This is a genomic window from Burkholderiales bacterium (genome assembly GCA_035560005.1).
Classification (GTDB): Bacteria; Pseudomonadota; Gammaproteobacteria; order Burkholderiales; family Eutrophovitaceae; genus DASRFY01.
This window is the reverse complement of sequence record DATMAN010000031.1, coordinates 53251-69629: the sequence shown is the minus strand read 5'-3', so window position 1 is coordinate 69629 and position 16379 is coordinate 53251. Positions and strand designations below refer to the sequence as shown.

The following is a 16379-nucleotide window of genomic DNA, read 5'->3' as shown; positions in this document are numbered from 1 at the left end:
GAAGATCCCGTGCCAGTCCTGCGCATGTTCCGGGAGGGGATATGAATCTGCGCCTTGTCTCATCCGCTGCTTTGGCTGCTGTCGTCGCCGCGTTCGCCGTCTCGCCGGCGTTCTCAGCCAGCTATACCATGGTCATCAGCCATCTGGCCCCCGAAGACCTCACCAACAACGAAATGCATCCGGCGATGAAGCATTTCGAATCCGTCGTCGAGTCGCGGACCGGTGGCGAGATCGACGTGCAGGTATTCGGCAACGGCCAGCTCGGCTCCGAGGTCGAAACAGCCAAGCAGGCCCAGGCCGGCAGGACGGTGCAGGCCACGCTCATTTCCTCGGGCGCGATGTCGTCCTTCTATCCCGCCTACCAGATCATCACCACGCCGTTCCTGTTCCCCAACTACCGCGTGGCGCGCGCCTATTTCGACGGCGAGTGGCACGCGAACTTCATGCGCGGCGCCCTGAAAGCCAGCGGACTGCGCTACCTGGGCACGCTCGACGACGGTGGCGGCTTCGTGGCCTTCACCAACAACAAGCGGCTGATCCGGACGGTGGACGACATCAAGGGGTTGAAGATCCGGGTCGAAGAGAATCCGGCGCACGTGGCCACGATGAAGGCGCTCGGCGCCTCGGCCACCCCGCTGCCGTGGGGAGAGGTGCTCACGGCGCTGGGCACGGGACTCGCCGACGGGCAGTTCAACGCGCCGGGCGTGAGCCTGGCGTTCAAACTGTGGGAGGTAAACCAGTACACCACGTGGAGCGGCCACGTCTACAACACCATCTCCTGGATGATGAGCGAAAAGTGGTTCCGCTCGCTGCCGGCGAAGCACCAGCAGGTCATCTTCGAAGCAGCGCGCGAGGCCGTTCAAGTAGCACATGGCATCGCGGTACTGGCCGCGATCGCAGGCTGGGAGACCTCGTGCAAGAAGTTCAAGCAGTGTCACATCCTGACGCAGGCCGAACGCGACAAGATGGCGGCGGTGGCGCGTCCCGCCTGGAAGCAGTGGATCACCAAGGACTTCGGCATCGACCCGAAGCTGATCGACCAGCTCTGGGCCGAGGTCACCCGCATCGAGAAGGAGGTCGTCGCGCAGGACCTCAAGCGCTACGGCCAGTAGGCAAAGACAGGGCGAACCACCAGGACACCAAGACCACCAGGAAAACACCAGAGTCGGTCTTGATTTTCTTGGTGCCCTTGGTGGTTGATCCTGGTTTCGGGCTTTCTGGTTTCCACCGCGGCAGGAGCCGTCGGCCTGCATGATCAGCCCTGCCAAATGCTGGAGCGCCTGAGGAAGCTGAGCGACCGGGCCAACCGGGTCACCATCGCCGTCTGCGTCGCCTGCGTGCTGGTGATGCTGTCGATTTCCTTCATCGGTTTCTTCTACATGATCGTTACCGGCGCGGCGCTGAGCTGGACCTATTCGCTGGCGCGGCTCTTCATTCCCTGGATCGGGATGCTGAGCATCACGGTCGCGTTCAAGGGCGGCGAGCACGTCGCCGTCAACATGGTGGTGCGCCTGCTCCCCGGACGCTTCTCGCGGTTGCTGCGCAGCGCGAGCCTGTTTCTGGTCGCGCTCTTCGCGCTGCTCCTCGTGTGGTTCGGCTGGCATTTCTTTCTCGCCTCGAACCAGATCTACATGGTCTCCGATCAGCTCCAGGTGCATGCGCGCTGGATCGCCGCCTGCGTGCCCGTGTCCGGCCTGATCCTGCTGCTGCATCTCGCGAGCGGCTTCGCGTTGCTGGGGCCGGTCGAGGCGCCGCGCGAAGCCGCTCCGAGCAGCGGGGAGCGATGAGCGCCGCGCTGATCGTCTTCGCAGTCGCCCTGCTGATCGGCGCTCCGATCGCGCTGGTGATGGTGTTCTCCGGTCTGGCCGGCGCGATGTCGCTCGGCGGGATCGAATTCCTCGAGATCGTCGCCGACCGCATGTTCTCCGGCGTGAGCGGCTTTCTGTTGATGGCGATTCCCTACTTCATCCTCACCGCCGAGCTGATGAACCGCGCCGGGCTCACCCAGCGGCTGATCGACTTCAACAATGCGCTGCTGGGACGCGTGCGCGGGGCACTGAGCCACGTCAACATCACCAGCAGCCTGTTCTTCGCCGGGCTCACCGGCGCCGCGATCACCGACTGCGTGGCGATCGGCAAGCTGCTCATCCCGGCCATGAAAAAGGAAGGCTACCCGGCGGCCTATGCCGCCGCGGTCACGGCCTGCGCCTCCGTGATCGGGCCGATCATTCCGCCGAGCATCGTGATGGTGGTGTACGCCACGATTCTCTACGACGTGTCGGTCATCTCGTTGTTCGTGGCCGGCGTTGTGCCGGGGCTGCTGCTGGCCGCGGCACTGCTCATCGTGAGCTTCTATCTCGCCTGGCGGCGCAACTTTCCGGTACACGGCGCCGCCAGCCTGCGCCTCGCGGTGCGCGCCTTCCTGCCCACCGTCCCGGCGCTGCTGGTGCCGCTGATCATCCTCGGCGGCATCCTGAGCGGCCTGAGCACCGTGACCGAAGCCTCGGCCTTCGCCGTGGTCTTCGCCATCGCCGTGGGCACGCTGCTCTACCGCACCCTGACGTGGCGGGACGTGTTCGATGCGCTGATGACCACAGTGCGGCTGTCCGGAGTCGTGTTCTTTCTGCTGGGCGCGTCCACCGTTCTGGGCTGGTTCGTCGCCCGCTCCGGCATCACCCGCGAGGCCGCGGAGCTGATCGCCGGCTTCAGCACCGACCCGCTGGTGCAGATCCTGATGGTCAATCTGCTGCTGCTCGTGCTCGGCACCGTGGTGGACGTGCTCCCTGCGCTGGTGATCGTGGCGCCGGTACTGGCTCCCGCCATGACACAGCTCGGCTTCGACCCCCTGCACTTCGCGATGGTGATGATCCTGGCCCTGAACGTCGGCAACATCACCCCTCCTGTCGGCATGACGCTGATGACCGCCTCGCAGATCGCGGGCGTGAGCTACGAGAGCGCGATCCGCGCCTCGCTGCCGTTCTACGTGAGCTTCATCGCGGTGATCGCGATCGTTTCCGTGTGGCCGCAGATGGTGCTGTGGCTGCCGGGCCTGCTGAAGTAGCGAGTCGATCCGGTGTGTCGCTCTTCGAGAACGGCACCGGTCGAAACGATCACTTGCCCCTGAACTGCGGCGCGCGCTTTTCCATGAAGGCGCGCCGGCCCTCGACGTAGTCCTCGCTGTTCATGCAGCGCGCGACGGCAGCTTCCGCCGTCGCGAACTCTCCACTCGGCTCGATCAGCGCGTTGATCACCGCCTTCGATGCGGCGATGGTGAGCGGCGCGTTCGACGCCAGCTCGAGCGCGACGTTCTGGACGTACGCCTCCAGCTCGGCATCCGGCAGCACGCGGTTGACCAGTCCCATGGCGAGCGCCTCGGGGGCGTCGTAGCGGCGGGCGCTGAACATGATCTCGCGTGCCGCAGCGTGGCCGACCGTGGCGACCAGCCGGTTCGTGCCGTGCACCCCGTACCCCAGCCCGAGGCGCGCCGCGGGAATGGCGAAGCGGCTCGACTGGCCGGCGTAACGCAGGTCGCAGGACAAAGCGATCGCGAGTCCCCCGCCGACGCAGACTCCATGGATCAGGGCGATCACCGGTTTGGGGGAAGATTCGATCGCGTGGTGGGCCGCGGCGGTCGCCGCCTCGTAGTCCCTGACCTGCGACTCGCTGGAGCGGTTTTTCTCGAACTCGGAGATATCGGCGCCGGCCGCGAAGGCCTCGTTTCCCTCACCTCGAATCACGATGCAGCGGATCGCCGCGTCGGCGTCCAACGCCGCGATCGCGCCCGGAATCGCACGCCACATGTCCGCGTTGATCGCGTTGCGGCGGGCCAGATTGTCCAGCACCAGCCGGCCGACCGGTCCGTCGCGCTCCACGCGCAGCCTGCCTTCGCTCATGGCCTTCCCCGATCAGACGACCTTGGCCGCGCGCAGTGCGGCGATGTCCGTGGCGCTGTAGCCGAGGCTGCGAAGAATTTCCTCATTATGCTCTCCAGCTGACCCGATCGTGCGCTTCATGCGCGCCGGCGTGCGCGAAAGCGTGAACGCCGGGCCGACCAGAGCCATGTGCTCGCCGCCATCTGCCCTCGGCACCGCCACCGCCATCGCGAGATGCCGCACCTGCGGATCGGCGAAGACCTGGTCCATCCTGTAGATCGGCCCGCAGGGCACCCCGGCCTTCGCCAGCAGATCGATCAGCGCCTCGGAGGCGTAGCGGCGCGTGTGCGCGGCGATCGCGGCGTTCAGCGCGACACGGTTCTTCGAGCGCAGCCTGGCCGTCACGTAGTCCGGGTGCCGGGCAAGATCCGGATCACCCACCGCCTCGCACAGGCGGGCGAAGATCGGATTGCCGGACGCGGCGATGTTTACGAATCCGTCCGCGGTCGGATAGACGCTGGTGGGCATCGACGTCGGATGATCGTTGCCCGCCTGGTCCGGCAGTTCGCCTTCGACCAGCCAGCGCGCCGCCTGGAAATCCATCATCGCCACCATCGCCGACAGCAGCGAAGTCTGCACCCATTGCCCCTTGCCGGAACGGCTGCGTTCTTCCAGCGCAATCAGGATGCCGAGGGCGGCGAACAGCCCGGCGCTCAAGTCCGCGACCGGGATGCCGGCGCGCACCGGGCCCTGTCCCGGCAACCCGGTCACCCACATCAATCCCCCCATGCCTTGTGCGATCTGGTCGAAGCCCGCGCGATCGCGATACGGCCCGTCCTGACCGAACCCGGAGATGCTGGCATAGATCAGCCGCGGATTCTCGTGCGCGAGCGTTTCGTAGTCGATGCCCAGCTTGTGCTTGACGTCGGGCCGGAAGTTTTCCACCAGCACGTCGGCCGTCCTCACCAGGCGCTTGAGCACCTCGACGCCGCGCGGATCCTTGAGGTTGAGCGTGAGCGAGCGCTTGTTGCGATGCAGGTTGTGGAAGTCCGAACCTTCGCGTTCTCCCAGCAGGTCCTCGCTGTCCGGCATCTCGACCTTGATCACGTCCGCGCCCCAGTCCGCGAACTGCTTCACGCACGTCGGACCCGCGCGCACGCGCGTCAGGTCGATCACTCGCAAATGAGAGAGAGCGTCCGCTGTCGTCATCTCACGATGAACCATTGAACCACGGAGGGCACGGAGGACATGGAGGAAGAACGAGAGAAAAAGCAGCGGACTGCCTGGAGATTGAGAACTGACGATTCGGTCTGCACCCGCCAGAACTTAGCGCGTTCTTCCTGTTTTCCGTTGTTACCCAATCTTGTTTTTGGCTTCCTCCGTGTCCACCGTGTCTTCCGTGGTTCACATAGTAAGTCCTATCTATACTCCGCGTCCTCTGCGTCCTCCGCTTTGAGAGCTTCAGTCCCGCGTCAGCGGGACTGCCATCTTCCGCTTTCGACCTGGCGGAAGAAATCCTCCAGCAGGTGGTTGAATAGCTGAGGCTCTTCGAGGTTGGTCATGTGCCCGCTTTTCGGCAGCACGGCGAGCGCGGCGGTGGGGATGGTGCGCTTCATCATGAGTGATGGCTCGAGCACCGGATCGTCTTCGTCGCCAGCCACGATCAACACCGGCACACGCACGCGCGCCATTTCCGCGGTCAAGTCGTAGAGCGAAGGTCGCCGCGCCTGGTATCCAAGCATCGTGTTGGCGGAGCCTTGCGGCGAGTGTTCCGAGAAGTTGCGGATGAATTCCTCGAAGCCGCGCGGGTCCTTCACCTTCAATTGCAACCGCGAGGGGCCGTGGCCGTAGGTCGCTGCCACGTGCGCCATGCCCTTGTCGAGGATCGTCCTCGCCAGCTCGCGGGACTGCGCCTGAAACTGCGCATACTGCGACGGATGCGCGCCGTAGCCACAGCCGCAGACCACGAGCGAAGCCGCACGCGGCGAATAAGCCATTCCGAAGTGCAGCGCCGCGAAGGCGCCCATCGAGTTGCCGACGATGTGCGCCCGCTCGATGCGAAGCGCGTTCAACACGGCCAGAATGTCGTCCCGTGCGCGGCTCTGCGAATAGCGTTCGACCTCCGCGGGAACATCGGAGGGCGGATAGCCGCGGGCGTTATAGACGATGCAGTGGTAGCGGCGCGAGAAGTGGCGAACCTGCGGCTCCCAGGTGCGCCAGTCGCCGGCGAACTCGTGCACGAAGACGATCGGAGTCCCCGAGCCGGTCTCTTCGTAGTACAGATTCACACCATCGTCGGTGGTCAGGACAGGCATGCAGTTGCGGCCAAACGGACGTCATGGACTTCCCGCCGTGCCTGCGGCAAGGCGATTCGCTGCAAGACATTAGCAGATCAGGCGGCACAAGGGATCGGGCATGCCTCGTGCGTGATCGTTGGCCAGCCGGATCTCGTGCTGCGCGCTAAGATGCCGCGCTGGACCGGCCCGGTCCGGCATCGACTGGCATGCGACACACCAAGCTCGAACAAGCCGTGCGCTTCGCGACCAACCACGAGATTCCCTGGTCGCGCGACATTTCCGACAGCTGGGGCATTCACAACGAGGACCCGCCGCCGTGGAACCGCCTGCTCGGGCCGGTGCACGCGCGCGGCCCGGTGTCCGGAACGGTCTTGCTGCACGGGAAGACGCTTGTCTCCTGGGGCGAGCCTCACCGGGCCGATCTCACGTTCAGCGTGGCGAAGACCTATCTTGCGCTGCTGGCGGGCGTGGCCTTTGACCGAGGCCTGCTGCCCGATCCCGACGAGCCCGTCGGATCGCGCATTCGCGGCATCGGCTTCGACCACGGCCGCAATGCCCAGGTGACCTGGACGCACTTGCTGCAGCAGACGAGCGAATGGGAAGGCGAGTGCTTCGGTATCCCGGACCGCGTCGACCGCTACCGCTTCGTGCAGTTTCAGGTCACCGCCGCAAGGGGAAGGAAAGGCGACGCGCGCCCGCTTCAGGCACCCGGAACCTACTGGGAGTACAACGACGTTCGCATCAACCAGCTTTCACTGGCGCTGCTTCACCTTTTCGGCCGTCCGCTGCCCGAAGTCTTTCGCGAAGCGATCATGCAACCGATCGGCGCGAGCGACGATTGGGGCTGGAAGGGTTACGACCACGCCTGGGTCGAGGTGAAGGGGCGCAAAGTCCAGTCGGTACCCGGTGGCTCGCATTGGGGTGGCGGCGTGTCGATCAGCGCCCTGGATCAGGCGCGGATCGGCCAGATGATGCTGGATGACGGTAGAGCGAACGGCCGACAGGTGGTTTCGTCGGAGTGGATCGGGCGCATGCGAACGCCGTGTCCGATCGCGCCTTTCTATGGATATCTCGTCTGGCTCAATGACCAGCGGCGCGTTTTTCCCGGCGTGCCGGAGTCGAGCTGGTTCGCCGTCGGCGCAGGCGGCAACTTCACCTGGATCGAGCCCGAGCGCCGGATGGTACTGGTGGTTCGCTGGATCGATCCGGAGCACGCAAACGCATTCTTCGGACAGGTGTTGGAGGCCGTGGATCAGGGGTAGAAGATCCCTTGGCTTCGACTGGACAGGCGAAGTTGCGGCACAATGCCGCCGGGCCGCTTTGCAGGGCGGTTGCTTCGTGGGGACCGGCCGATCATGTCGCCCGAAATCAAGAACAAGACGAGTGCAACAAGAATGAATGCAAGACGAATTGTCCGGGCAACGCCGAGCACATTCGGGAGCCTGTGCCTCGTGCTCGTCGTCCTGGCCTCTCCGACTCCGTCGCTGGCTGATTCGAAAACCGGTGAATCCTATCCCCGGATATGGCTCAACCCGGGTTTCTTCTCCCTGCACTTCGACCGCACGCGGGATCTGCGCGAAGACAACATCGGCCTCGGTGCCGAGATCGTGCTGCACCGCAACCACGCACTCATCGGCGGCACCTTCATCAACAGTGAACGGGAGAGGACCCGCTACGCCGCCTACCAGTGGCGGCCGCTGCACTGGAAGGCCGGCGATACGACTCGGGTCGTGGCCGGCGTCGTCATCGCCGCGCTGGATGGCTATCCTCGAGTGCGGGACGGCGATTGGTTCGTCGCGCCGCTGCCGCTGCTGGCCATCGAGAGTCGGCGCATCGGCTTCAATTTCAGCGTGGTCCCGACCATCAACGACCGGGTAGACGGAGCCGTCATAGCGCAGATCAAGGTCAGAGTCTGGTGAGCGAGCAATCGGCGGATCACCGCAGCCTTCCGAGCGCCCGGCCCGCGAACCCGAGACGCCGCCTGGCGGTCTCTGTTGACGGAGGCCAGCATTCATGACCCGCGACCGTCCAGGAGCACGTATGTCCGCCGCCATCCTGATGGCGGCGGTTTGTTGGCTCGCCGTGCCGAAGGCCGGCGCGGCGCAAATCGCCATCGTGAGCCCGCAGCACGAGCAGACGGTTCACGACAATCTGGGCAATGTCAGGGTGGTGGTGGAAGCCGCGCTCGGCGATCGCCGACGCATCCGATTGCTGCTGGACGGCTCGCCGGTCGGCCCCGATACCGACGCCTCGACCATCGATCTTGAGGGCATCGACCGCGGCGCGCACACGCTGCAGGCGCTGCTGGTCGACGAAAAGGGCGAGGTGCTGGCCAGATCCGAGGCCGTCACTTTCTACATGTGGCGCGCCTCGGCGCAGTTCCCCACCCGACGGCCGTCGCCCGCGCCTGCGTCTCCCCCGCCGCCGCAGAACTGATCGCCCCGGAAAGCCCGGGAGTAACTTGCAATCCAGAAGCCACCCTTCCAAGTCGCAGGGCATGTTTCGCCGCCTGGCTGCGGCCGCCTGCGCCAACTCGCCGCCCGTTTCATCGAACGCGGCAATCGCCGAATCGTTCTCGAGGTCAAGACTGCGCAGGCCGATCATCCGCGCGTCGTGGGGACGCTGGAGTCGGTGCTCGATCGCGTCAAAGCCGATGGCGCCTGGATCATCGATCAGGCACAGGGGCTGCAGCGCCTGGGCGATCGCATCACCCGCGCGATGCTTCGAGGGAGCGCAACGCCGCACATCTCCGTAGTCGACGGCCGCGATCGGTCTGCCCCTTGCCTTGAGCCTCGGGTACGCGCAGCCTGCCGACTCTGAAAAGAAAAAAGCCCGCGCGAGGCGGGCTTTCTTCGCCCAGTCCTGATTCCTCAGTCCTGGGTCCTTCGTTCGCCCTGCTTACACAGGCCGAATGTTGGATGCTTGATCGCCTTTGGGGCCGGTCGTCTTGTCGTAGGTCACCTTCTGGTTTTCCCTGAGCGACTTGAAACCGCTGCCCTGGATCGCCGAATAATGCGCAAAGAGATCTTTGCCGCCATTGTCCGGAGTAATGAAGCCGAAGCCTTTTGCCTCGTTGAACCACTTTACGGTACCTGTTTCCACGTCTGATCTTCCTGAAAGAGAATGAATGGGCTTTCGCCCGCTGGCGGGACAGCCAAGAGTAGATTATTGAGGAGATCTGACGAGTACCGCGAACGCAGTTTCGACGGACCAGCTGAATCAGCGCTTGGAGAATCCTGCGCGCTCTTTATACACGGATATCCCGGCCCCGTCAAAACATTTCGCCGCTCGCAGTGCTCGGCAAGCCATGCGCATCGACGGCGTGCAACTTCCCCTCTCGGGTCAGCGGGAGGATGAGGCGTGCCATCGCCGTCACGCTGGCGGGAATGTGTGATCATGCGCTCTGCGCGTTCGGGGAGTGCGAGGCGGCGGACGCGGACGGGATAGAGGGAGGCAGGAGAATCCGATGAGGTCCAGATTGGCCGCGTGGCTGGCGCACGCACTGCTCGCGGGTGCGCTGGCCGCAGGCTGCACGGCGCCCTCGGAACGGCTGCGCTTCGCGAGCGGTCCACAGGGCGGCGCGTGGTACCCCCTGGCGGGCGCGTTGAAGAGCGTCGTGGAGGCGCGCATGCCCGGCCTGTCCGTGCAGGTGTTGCCCGGTGGCGGCATCGCCAACGTGCTCGCGGTGGAAACCGACCGCGCCCAGATGGCCTTCGCCAACTCGGTGTCCACGCTGGACGCCATCAACGGCCAGCCGCCCTTCCAGAACAAGGCCACGCACGTCTGCAACGTGGCCACCCTGTACCCGCAGTACTTCCAGGTAGTCACGCTGGCGGATTCCGGCATCGCAAGTCCGGCCGACTTTCGCGGGCGCGTGCTGGCCGCGCAGCAGCGCGGCAACACCGCCGAAGCGATCACCGCGCATCTGCTTCAGGCCTACGGCATGAGCTATCGGGATCTGGCGGGCGTGAACTACGGCTCGTACACCGATTCGGTGGCGCTGATGAAGGACGGCAATGCCGACATCTTCACGCTCGGGACCTCGATTCCGGCTTCCGCCATCATGGATCTCGCCAGCGGGCGCGACGTGAGGCTGGTCGACATTCCGGACGACGGTCTGGCGAGAATGCGGGCGCTGAATCCCGGCTACGAGCGCACGGTCATCCCCGCCGGAACCTATCCGAAGCAGGATCGGGACGTGCTCACCATCGGCTACGCCACGCACCTCATCGCGCGCTGCGATCTCGATGCGAAGATCGTCTACACCGTGCTCGACGGCCTCTACACCCGCCGCGACGATCTCGCCGCCATCGCGCGGGCGCTCAAAAGGGCCACGGTGCGGAGCATGGGCCGGGACATCGGCGTACCGTTGCACGCCGGCGCGGCGCAGTGGTATCGCGAGAAGAGCTCGGGTTCATGACGGCGGCGGCGAGCAGCGAACAGCCGGGCCTGCCGCTGCTGCACAGAAGCGTGCGCGGGCGCCTCGTCACGCTGGTGGCGCTGGCGATGGCCGCCTTCCATCTCTACGTGGGCTGGTACGGGCCGCCGGACGCGCTCACGCTGCGCAGCCTTCACCTCGGATTCGCCCTCGTCCTCGCCTACTTGATGCTGGCGCCGCGGCCGCGCTGGCTGCAGTTCGTTCTGGTGGCGGCCTCGATGGTGGTTTGCGGCTATCTCGTCGTGGAGCGCGAGTACGTCACCAACCGGATGGTCTACGTCGACGCCCTGATGCCGCTGGACTGGGCGTTCTCCGTGGCGACCGTGCTGCTCGTGCTGGACGCCACAAGGCGTGCGGTGGGCTGGGCTTTGCCGGCGACTGCGGCCGCCTTTGTGCTCTACGCGCTCACGCTCGGCGGCAATACCCTGCGCGAGCTGGCGGAGCAGATGTACCTCGGCACCGAGGGGATCTTCGGCATTCCCGTTTACGTCTCGGCGACCTACGTCATGCTCTTCATCGTGTTCGGCGCGCTGGTGGAGCGTACGGGAACCGGGCAACTGTTCATGGACTTCGCGCTGAGCCTGACCGGAAGGGCGGTGGGCGGACCGGCCAAGGTCGCCTGCATCACCAGCGGCATGTTCGGCACCGTCTCGGGCAGCGCGGTGGCCAACGTCATGACCACCGGCACTTTCACCATCCCGATGATGAAGCGCATCGGCTACTCGCCGGCCTTCGCCGGCGGCGTAGAGGCGGTCGCCTCCACCGGCGGGCAGATCATGCCGCCCATCATGGGCGCGGCGGCCTTCATCATGGCCGAGTTCCTCGGCATCAGCTACCTCACAGTCACGATGTACGCGCTGCTGCCGGCGCTGCTCTACTACTTCGCGCTGTTCATGACGGTGCACTTCGAGGCCAAGCGCGTGGGCATGAAGGGGCTGCCGCGTTCCGAACTACCGCGTCTGGGCGAAGTGCTCAAGGCCCGCGGGCATCTGTTCCTGCCGCTCGGCATCATCATCGGCGTGCTGCTTGCCGGCTACAGCGCGCCCTTTGCCGCGCTCTGCGGGATTGCCTCCACGATTCCCACCGCGTTGCTGCGCAAGAGCACGCGCCGTTATGTGCGGCTCGACAACCTGGTCGCCGCGCTGGAGTCCGGCGCGCGCAATACCGTCTCGGTTGCGCTGTCCTGCGCCTGCGCCGGCATCGTCATCGGCGTCATCTATCTCACGGGACTGGGCCTCGAGTTCACCGATCTGGTGCTGCGGGCCGCCGCCAACCAGGTGCTGCTGGCGCTTCTGCTCACCATGGCGGCGGGCATCGTGCTCGGCATGGGCATGCCCACCGCACCGGCCTACATCATGCAGACCGCACTGCTGGTCCCCGCTCTGGTGAAGCTCGGCGTGCAGGTCGAAGCGGCGCACATGTTCGTGCTGTACTTCTCCATCCTCTCGGCCATCACACCGCCGGTCGCGCTCGCGGTGTACGCCGCCAACGGCATCTCCCGCGCCGGGCTGTGGGAGTCGAGTCGCGAAGCCGTGCGACTCGGCGCGAGCGGCTACATCATTCCGTTCATGTTCGTGTTCGGTCCCTCGCTCCTGATGATCGGCACGCCCGGCTCCATCGCGCTCACGGCAGTGAGCGCGAGTATCGGCGTGACCTGCCTCGCCGGCGGGCTGGCTGGCTACTTCGCCGGCATCGCCACCTGGTGGCAGCGGCTGCTGCTGGTGGCTGCCGCGCTGATGCTGATCAAGCCGGGCATCTACACCGACCTTGGGGGCATCGCGCTGACCGCGATCGTCATCGCCGCCCAGGTGCTTGCGAAGAAACCGAAGGCCAAGGGCGCCTGACCGGCGAGACCGACCCGCCGCCACCGTCACGTGCGCAGCGAGCGGCACCGAGCGAGCAGCGGCGATTCGCTCAGGCCGTCCTTCTCAACTCTTGCTAGGCCGCGAGGTACCCGCCGTCCACCGCCAGCTCGGTGCCGGTGATGTAGGAAGCTTCGTCGGAGGCGAGGAAGAGAACCGCGTAGGCCGCCTCCTCCACCCGGCCGGCGCGGCGCATCGGGATTGACTCCATCAGCTTTTCGCGCAACTTGGGATCAGCGGCGGTCACCGAGGTGCGCATTGGCGGCATCACGCCGGGATGAACGGAATTCACGCGGATGTTGTCGCGCGCGTACTGCACGGCGGCGGACTTGGTCATCACCCGGATCGCGGCCTTCGCGCCGTTGTAGCCCATGTGCACGAACTGCTGGCCGACGAAGCCGGAGATCGAAGACATGTTGACGATCGATCCACCACCCGCTTTCCTCATCTCGGGAATGGCGGTCTTCATGCCGAGAAAAGTCCCGCGCGCGTTCACCGCTATCAACTGGTCGAAATAGGCGGTATCCGTCCGGTCGGGAACCGCACCGCTGATGCCGGCGTTGTTGACCAGGATGTCCAGGCGTCCGTAGCGCACGACGCTCGCCTGCACGGCCTTCTGCCACTGCGCTTCGTCGGTCACGTCCAGCGGCACGAAGATCGCCTCTCCTCCGCCCGAGACGATCGCGGCGGCCACCGAGCTGCCTTCAATCTCCAGCACGTCGGACACCACCACCTTCGCGCCCTCGCGCGCGAAGATCAGCGCCGTCGCCTCGCCCATCCCCGATGCCGCGCCGGTGATAAGCGCAACCTTGTTCTTCAGCCTCACCTTCTTCTCCCTTGTTGCTTCAGTCGACCTCCGGCAATGCCCGCCTCCGGACGCGCTCCGGGCGATACCGTGGCGGCTGACGGCTTGCGCGACGCCAGCCCGGCGATGCGACCCGCACACAATACAGCGCCGCGCCCGTCGCGGCGCCGAGCAGGTGACTCAACGCCACGGAGACGAAGGCGTCCGTTCCCCGCCAGTCGCGAACGCTCCATCCCCACACGGACTCGGCCCACAGTTTGGCGCACACGACCGCGAGCACGGCCGCGCAGACGATGCGCCAGCGCCGCTGCTCGTGCAGGCCGCGCAGACAGGCATACACCAGGAAGGCCAGTGCGACACCGGACAGGCCCGCGTACTCGACGATCTCCGGCCGCTGCAAAAACAGCGCGCAGCCGATGGCCAAGGCGGTGGCGAGAAGGAGCCAGACGAAGTCGCGCCGGTACCGCAGCTCCACAAGCAGCGCAACCGGCGCAACGAGCGCCAGATTGGCCAGCAGATGACCGGCCGAGTAATGCACCAGGTGCCCGCTCAACAGACGCCACGCTTCGCCGTGAGCCAGGGCCGCGCGATCGTAGATAAGGATCTCGGCACCACCCGGCCAGGCGTACGCGACCAGCGCGCCGGCCGCCAACGCAAACGTTCGCCAGGGAACGACCTTTACCGACGGCGCGCCCACCACCAACCCCCGGCGACCATCAGGGCCAGCACCAGGGCCATCGGCCATTCGAGCGCCCCGCCGCCGCGCGCCCCCGGCGCGCGTACCACCTGGTACTCCTCGGGCGAGGCCTTGACCTTCTCCTGGAACAGCGCGAGCTGCTGCTCCAGACTGGGGATCATGCTCTTCACGGCTTCCTCGAAACCTTTCTCGCTGTCGCGGCGCAGCTCCTCGCTGAGATTGACGGGCGTGGAGTAGCCCTTCACCTGACTGGTGCCCGGCGCGCGAAACAGCAGCTTGCGGCTGGGGATGTGCATGACTACCGCGTCCACCATGGTGTAGGTGGAGTTCTTTTCACCCGGAATCACGTAGGCGCCCACGATCGTCCAGTAGACGAGCGAGGCCACGCCTTCGTCGGTGAACTGCTTCTGGTCGTAGGAGACCAGCACGATCGACTCGATCCCGTGCAGAGCCCGGATCTGTTCGAGGTTCTGGAATCCGCCGCGCGGCGTGAGATAGGCCGAAGGGATGATCTCCAGGGACTGGATGAACTCGAGCTTGCGGAAATGGTCCGCGACCTGTTGCAGCAGCTCGGTCTTCTTCGCCTCCGAGAGCGTGGCGCCTCCGCCCTTTTCCGGGACGAAGGCGATGCCCACGCGCATGGGCAGCGTGAGGACCGGGATGCCCTGGTCGGCGACCACGCCCTCCTTCGCGTCCGGATACAGATAGTCGACGACGCTGGTGGTGGTGTGGTGCCCGCGCACGCCGGCGCAACTCGACACGAATGCGCAGAGCAGGGCCAGCAGCGCAACCGAGGCTGCGCGGCTCATCGCGAGTTGTTTCATTGTCGTCTCCTCCGCACCGGCTGGAGCTTCCGCAGTGTGGCGACGAACTGCATTGTGCCGAATCTGCGAGGTGCTGCTCAACGCTGCGCCGCCTGTGCCGGTGGCCGCCACGGTGCGCGCACCTGCGGCACGGCCTGCATCAGCAGCGCGAGCGCGCGAGCCAGCGCCTGTTCGCCTTGCGCGGCGCCTCTGTAGTGGCCGAGGCGCACCACCACCAGATCGTGCGTCGGCACGATGATCGAGTACTGGCCGCCCGCACCCGCCATGAAGTAAGCGTCTTCGGGCACCGGCCAGCGCCCGGTGCGGTTGAGCCAGAAGAAGGCGCCGTACACCGGCGTCGACCACGCCGGCGCGGGCGTGCGCACGAAGTCGCTCCAGCCCTCGGGGAGCAGCCGCTGTCCGTTCCAAACGCCGTCCTGCAGGTAGAGCAATCCCAGCCGCAGCCAGTCACGCCCCGTTCCCAGATCATAGCCCTGCAGCATGAGATTGCCATAGGGATCGGTCTCCAGCACCATGCGCCGCACGCCAATACGGTCGAAGAGCAGGCGCTGCGGAAGGCAGAGATATTCCTCCTTGCGCGCCGCCGCGGCTTTCCGGATCAGATAACCGATCGTCAGCGGGTCGGAATTGCGATAGCGTCCGACCGTATTGGGCGCCCACTGCAGCGGGCGCGTGATCGCCCAGCGCACCGCGTCGATCGCGCCGGTGTAGATGTAGAGGTGATCGGGATAGCCACGCGCGGGGTCGAAATCCGGGTCCTGCGGCGCGACGAAGCGCAACCCGCTCGACATGCGCAGCAGGTCGGCGATGCGGATCGCGCGGCGCGGGTCGTCGGGTCGCTGCCACTCTTCGACCGGGGCGGGCTGCCAGAGGTCGTACACGCCTTCGTGGATCAGGCGCCCCATCAGCGTGGCGCCGATGCTCTTGCCCATCGACCAGCTCGGCAGCGGCGTGGCGGCGTCGATGCCGCGCCCGTAGCGCTCGGCGAGGATGCGCCCCTTGTACGCCACGAGGAAGGCCGCGGTCAGCGCTTCGGACGGATCGAATGCGGCGTCCACCGCGGCTGCGAGCTTGTTCGCGTCGATCTCCGCCGGCAGCGGCACTTCCGGCAGCCGGTCGCCCATCGGCCAGTCCTGCTTCGCGGGGTCGGGGAGCGAGGAGCGCACGCGAACCGGCGTGAAGTGCACGGAATCGGCGCCGCGCGGGAGCGTGACGCAACCCTGATCGGCGTACAGCCTGGCGCTGCGGATGACGCCGTTGGCCAGAGCAACGTGCACGGCCTTCGCCTTCTCGTCCACCGCGATCCTGGTGGCATGACGCCGTGCGGCGCGCGGCGCGACGAAGAAGCCGTCTTCCTCCGACGCGCTGGCGAGGTCGCGGCCGGTGATGAACAGCGCGGAGCACAGGATCTTCGCGTAGCCGGCGATCATGTGCTCCAGGGGATCGCCCGGTGGCACTTCCCAGGCGCTCGGCAGTTCCGGCGGCTCGGACCGCTGCTCGGCGCGACAGATCGTGACCGCCAGCAGCAACGCGCAGCCCACGATCAGTGGCATCGATCTTTGCGCTTGCGCGAATGCACGGGCC

At 66.1% G+C, this 16379-nt stretch carries 16 protein-coding genes; 8 read left to right on the top strand and 8 right to left on the bottom strand.

Annotated elements, in window-relative coordinates; all coding sequences use genetic code 11:
- The first annotated feature begins 41 nt into the window (after window positions 1-41).
- The 3 genes from dctP to VNM24_04275 all read left to right on the top strand — a co-directional run bounded on the left by dctP (window position 42) and on the right by VNM24_04275 (window position 3061).
- Window positions 42-1112: a TRAP transporter substrate-binding protein DctP gene (dctP, locus tag VNM24_04285; protein ID HWQ37820.1), complete on the top strand. Its 1071-nt coding sequence runs from the start codon at window positions 42-44 to the stop codon at window positions 1110-1112.
- 156 nt (window positions 1113-1268) lie between these two features.
- A complete protein-coding gene (locus VNM24_04280; GenBank protein HWQ37819.1) occupies window positions 1269-1787 on the top strand; it encodes a TRAP transporter small permease subunit in 519 nt (172 codons plus the stop codon).
- Complete coding sequence (locus VNM24_04275; protein HWQ37818.1) at window positions 1784-3061, top strand: TRAP transporter large permease; 1278 nt, start codon at window positions 1784-1786, stop codon at window positions 3059-3061. Before VNM24_04280 ends, VNM24_04275 begins: the two co-directional genes overlap by 4 nt.
- Before the next feature lie 49 nt (window positions 3062-3110).
- Here the strand turns inward: VNM24_04275 and VNM24_04270 are convergent, their stop codons facing one another.
- The 3 genes from VNM24_04270 to VNM24_04260 all read right to left on the bottom strand — a co-directional run bounded on the left by VNM24_04270 (window position 3111) and on the right by VNM24_04260 (window position 6187).
- Window positions 3111-3893 (bottom strand): enoyl-CoA hydratase, encoded by a 783-nt coding sequence (locus VNM24_04270; protein HWQ37817.1) that lies wholly within the window; start codon window positions 3891-3893, stop codon window positions 3111-3113.
- 12 nt (window positions 3894-3905) lie between these two features.
- The gene (locus VNM24_04265; protein ID HWQ37816.1) at window positions 3906-5081 is read right to left on the bottom strand and encodes a CoA transferase; all 1176 of its coding nucleotides are present in this window, start codon (window positions 5079-5081) and stop codon (window positions 3906-3908) included.
- A gap of 263 nt (window positions 5082-5344) precedes the next feature.
- A complete protein-coding gene (locus VNM24_04260; GenBank protein ID HWQ37815.1) occupies window positions 5345-6187 on the bottom strand; it encodes an alpha/beta hydrolase in 843 nt (280 codons plus the stop codon).
- Window positions 6188-6375: 188 nt separating this feature from the next.
- Here VNM24_04260 and VNM24_04255 point away from each other — a divergent pair, with 188 nt between their 5' ends.
- The 3 genes from VNM24_04255 to VNM24_04245 all read left to right on the top strand — a co-directional run bounded on the left by VNM24_04255 (window position 6376) and on the right by VNM24_04245 (window position 8605).
- Window positions 6376-7431, top strand: coding sequence for a serine hydrolase (locus VNM24_04255; protein ID HWQ37814.1), 1056 nt, complete (start codon window positions 6376-6378; stop codon window positions 7429-7431).
- Window positions 7432-7524: 93 nt separating this feature from the next.
- The gene (locus VNM24_04250) at window positions 7525-8088 is read left to right on the top strand and encodes a hypothetical protein (GenBank protein ID HWQ37813.1); all 564 of its coding nucleotides are present in this window, start codon (window positions 7525-7527) and stop codon (window positions 8086-8088) included.
- Window positions 8089-8209: 121 nt separating this feature from the next.
- Complete coding sequence (locus VNM24_04245) at window positions 8210-8605, top strand: hypothetical protein (protein ID HWQ37812.1); 396 nt, start codon at window positions 8210-8212, stop codon at window positions 8603-8605.
- A gap of 462 nt (window positions 8606-9067) precedes the next feature.
- On the opposite strand, the gene VNM24_04240 is transcribed toward VNM24_04245, so the two are convergent.
- Window positions 9068-9271, bottom strand: coding sequence for a cold-shock protein (locus tag VNM24_04240; protein HWQ37811.1), 204 nt, complete (start codon window positions 9269-9271; stop codon window positions 9068-9070).
- 364 nt (window positions 9272-9635) lie between these two features.
- Between VNM24_04240 and VNM24_04235 the strand changes: the two genes are divergently transcribed.
- Complete coding sequence (locus VNM24_04235; GenBank protein HWQ37810.1) at window positions 9636-10589, top strand: TAXI family TRAP transporter solute-binding subunit; 954 nt, start codon at window positions 9636-9638, stop codon at window positions 10587-10589.
- The gene (locus VNM24_04230) at window positions 10586-12451 is read left to right on the top strand and encodes a TRAP transporter permease (GenBank protein ID HWQ37809.1); all 1866 of its coding nucleotides are present in this window, start codon (window positions 10586-10588) and stop codon (window positions 12449-12451) included. The genes VNM24_04235 and VNM24_04230 overlap by 4 nt, the downstream gene beginning before the upstream one ends.
- A gap of 94 nt (window positions 12452-12545) precedes the next feature.
- On the opposite strand, the gene VNM24_04225 is transcribed toward VNM24_04230, so the two are convergent.
- The 4 genes from VNM24_04225 to VNM24_04210 all read right to left on the bottom strand — a co-directional run bounded on the left by VNM24_04225 (window position 12546) and on the right by VNM24_04210 (window position 16348).
- Window positions 12546-13295, bottom strand: a complete 750-nt coding sequence (locus VNM24_04225) for a glucose 1-dehydrogenase (GenBank protein ID HWQ37808.1) — start codon at window positions 13293-13295, stop codon at window positions 12546-12548.
- 19 nt (window positions 13296-13314) lie between these two features.
- The gene (gene rrtA / locus VNM24_04220; GenBank protein HWQ37807.1) at window positions 13315-13926 is read right to left on the bottom strand and encodes a rhombosortase; all 612 of its coding nucleotides are present in this window, start codon (window positions 13924-13926) and stop codon (window positions 13315-13317) included.
- A gap of 26 nt (window positions 13927-13952) precedes the next feature.
- Complete coding sequence (gene rhlP, locus VNM24_04215) at window positions 13953-14795, bottom strand: rhombotarget lipoprotein (GenBank protein HWQ37806.1); 843 nt, start codon at window positions 14793-14795, stop codon at window positions 13953-13955.
- Between the two features lie 77 nt (window positions 14796-14872).
- The gene (locus VNM24_04210; protein HWQ37805.1) at window positions 14873-16348 is read right to left on the bottom strand and encodes a serine hydrolase; all 1476 of its coding nucleotides are present in this window, start codon (window positions 16346-16348) and stop codon (window positions 14873-14875) included.
- Window positions 16349-16379 lie beyond the last annotated feature (31 nt).